The sequence below is a fragment of the Roseibium sp. genome (assembly GCF_025698965.1).
Classification (GTDB): Bacteria; Pseudomonadota; Alphaproteobacteria; order Rhizobiales; family Stappiaceae; genus Roseibium.
In genome coordinates, this window is sequence record NZ_JAILWL010000590.1 from 1 (window position 1) to 3504 (window position 3504).

General features: G+C 51.8%; 1 protein-coding gene. It reads right to left on the reverse strand.

Going from position 1 to position 3504, the window contains the following annotated elements:
• Positions 1-3504: AAA family ATPase (locus tag K5905_RS30040; RefSeq protein WP_297591349.1), on the reverse strand; the 3504-nt coding region annotated here is incomplete at both ends.

The window sequence follows — 3504 nt, forward strand, 5'->3', positions numbered from 1 at the left end:
TTCAGATGTGTCAGTATCTATTAACGTTAGGCGGCCATCGCCGTATCCAGCGGCAACAATTGAGCCGACTTGCGACCATGCAAAGCTTCTTGCTCCAGAGAAATCATGGGCGACTATCTGCTGCGAGGTCAAAGGTTCACCGGAAAGCTCTATAAGCACTACGCTGTCCTTCGAAAACGAAACAATGCTTCTGCCATCCGGAGCAAAGGCGATACTATAGATTCCATCGCTCTGTAGATGAGAGGTATGAATCAACTCCCTTGAGTTTAAGTTCCAGACTTTTACTTCACCGTGTGGGGATCCAGCAGCCAAATAAGAGCCATCTTTGGAGATTGCCGCCTGGTTAAATATAGCATCTGTATGCGCCAAGATGGCTGAGATAGATCCATCTTTGGGATCAACTATTTGCGCTCCCCTTCCAATGTCTACGAGGAAATCAAGTGCATCAGGAAACAGCGTTAGTTCGCCTAGTCGGTTATCGAATTTAATTGATCGTGAAACCGTGCGTGAGGCTAAATCAATCACGCTTAGGCCATCATAGCCTTTTGCCAAAATCTTGGTGTCGTCTCCTGAAAACGCAAGACCTTCTCTGCCATCTACAATGGTAGAAAACTGACCAAATTCTCTAGGTGGTGGCCATAGCCGAAGAGCACCTGAGCCAGCTAAGAGATACTCATCTGACGGATGATAATCCATAGAGTAGCTTGCATTCTTGTCGACTCTTGTTTGCCAATCCATTTCTCCAACAGCGTAGTTCCAAACGAATATTTCTGCGTCGTAGTTCGATATCGAGAGTAACGATCCATTATTGGAGAAGTTTAAGCTCATATAAGCATTGGGAAGGTCCTTGTCGGTAATGTAATCATCGAGATTTATCTCCGATATTAGTTTTCCAAGATCAGGGGTGTACATTGCAACACTATGCGACTCCATAGCCAAAGCGACTAAATTTCCATCCGGAGAGTACCTCGCATCAAGAACGGCCCACTCTGGGTCCTCTATGCGGTGAAGTTCTTCACCATTCACTGCATTCAATAAGCGGGCAGTTCTATCTCCAGCTGCTGTCAGGATTGTTTCTCCGTCTGGCGAGAACGAAGCACTTCTCAGCCAGCCGGGGCCGTTGTTGGCATTTGACTTGAATAATTCCATTCCAGAACTGACATCCCAAACCGTGATATTGCCTGCGTCTGCAGTAACGATCTTTGTGTTATCTGGAGAAAACTCGGCCTCCACGACAGAATGTAGATGTCCTGGGAGCTTTCGGATGCTCTCCCAGTTGGTTGTGTCCCATATGATCGCGCTCTGATCTTTCGACGCCGTTACCAACAATGTTCCATCATGAGAAAACCTCGCACTATTAACCAAGTCATTGTGCTCGTCTAGCGACGCAAGTACCTCATTTTCCTTCAAACCCCAAATCCGAGCGATACCATTTATCACGACTGCAAGAGTATTTCCGTCGGGCGAGACATGCACGTCTTGAATACTACCTTTTGGTGTCGGAAGTGTTCGAAATTCGCGCGCTTTTCCAAGGGCTTCTGACAAAATTTCCGAGACCTGTGACATGGAATCCAGTATGGGCCAGACATCTTCTGCTTCTTGTGGAAATGCCGCTGCAGCAACTTCTATGGCTCTTTCGGGATGGCCATCTTCTAAAAGGCGGCTAGCAAATTGCCTCAATAGGCGAGCTCTTTCGATTTGGAGTTGCTGTAACCGCTGCTCTGCTAAGGAAAGATTCGTGGTTGCTTTCTTTCGCTCAGCTTCCGCTTCACTTGCGCGCTGCTTTGCGACAACCGATGCGGCTTCCGCACCTTCCTCTGCCAAAACAGCTCGGTTAAGTTCCGAGTTGGTCCGCCAGGCGAAGTATCCGGTGCCCCCAACTGCCAGCATTAGAGCGACGGCGAGGACGGAGAGCTTTCGAACCGAGGCTTTTTGCTGCTGCTGCTTTTCCTCCAGGAGTTTCAGCCGGTCTTCTTTGGCTTTTTCAATCTTTCTTGCCTCCTCGCGGGTACGTTCGGCGCTTGCTGTGATGAGTTCTATTTCGTTTTTGTTGAGCGCGGTACCGTGGGTTCTGACCCAATTCTGGGCTTCGGGCACGAGATCGTTGGGGAGGAGGCTGTCCTTGTCGCGGTGGTTTTCGACGTAGCTGTGGAGGCGTTGACGCCAGAGGCCAAATTCGCGATCCTCATCAAGCCAACTGCGGAGGCGGCCCCATGAGCGTAGATCAGTTGCGTCCGCCGATGAGGAATTCTTCGAGGTTCTTCGGGTGAAATTGATTAGAGCCTCGTGGACGAGTTCAGCGGTTTCGATTTCACGGTCTGGATCCTGGTCGGTACTTACAAGACGGGCTTCTGCTAGGTCCAGCACAGTCCCCCAATCCTCATCACCAATTTCGGCACGGGTAACGACAGCGCGGGTATCTTCCGCCCGTTCGCTAGGAGAAGCCAAGCGGACGAGACGAGTGAGGACCCGACGGAGGGAAGCTTGTTTCGCTGGTGGTTGGCGGTTGTAATAAGCCTCTGCGTAGTCCGCAAGCGCGCCCTCGACGCCGCCGATTGTATCGTAGTCGTCGTGGGTCAGTACCCGGTTTCGCTGATGCTTCCAGAGCGCATCAAGCGCAAACTGCATCAAGGGCAGTCCGCCGGTCGAGTTTAACATTGTGCCGACGATGCGCTTTACCAAGCCGGGTTCAAATTCCACACCGAACTGCTTTGCGGGAAGCTTAACTGCTCGCGTAAGCCCTTCTTCAGACAGTGGCCAGAGTTTTACGTCGTGAGATGAAATGAGCTCCCGGAGTGATCCGCGCTCCAGTACGCGTCCTGTGAAATCAGCCCTGAGCGTCGCCACCGCCCGAATCTGGGCCTCGGGTTCGGCTCGCTGGCCTATCTGCGCCAAAACCTCGATGTAATTCTTTTGGCGATCCGAGGCACTAGCCTCTCCTGTTTCAAGTGTAGTTTGGGCGTCGTCAAGCGTGAAAAGTTCCTCGAACTGGTCGATAACGAGCAGGAGCCGCGACCTGCCGGGAATTGCCCGAAGTAGTGTCGAGACGATATCGAAAAGCCGTTTGGGGTCCGCTATAAGTTCCGCAGCGAGTTGATGAGCTCGGCGATCGAGACCGTAACCGGGTGCACTAGTGCCGTCATCTGCCAAGGCTCTAGCAAGTTCGTAAAGCGGGTTGTTGCCCGGCCGCGTGATTAAAACCAACCACCCGCCTTGATCTTCTAACAACGGCAGCAATCCGGCGCGCACAAGCGAAGATTTTCCAGAGCCAGACGGGCCGAGCAGCGTAACAAAACTCTGCGTTGCTACCATTTGGGCGAATTCATCAATCTCCTCTTCTCGGCCGAAGAAGAGACTCGCATCCTCTGCTTCGAATTTGGCGAGCCCCCTGTATGGGGTCGCAAGTAACGGCCAAGCCTTGCATAGAGTTGCACTCGGAATTACGAAGGCTAAACGCCGATCGGCGTCTGGTGAGGCGGCCGTAACCATACCTAATAGATTGCC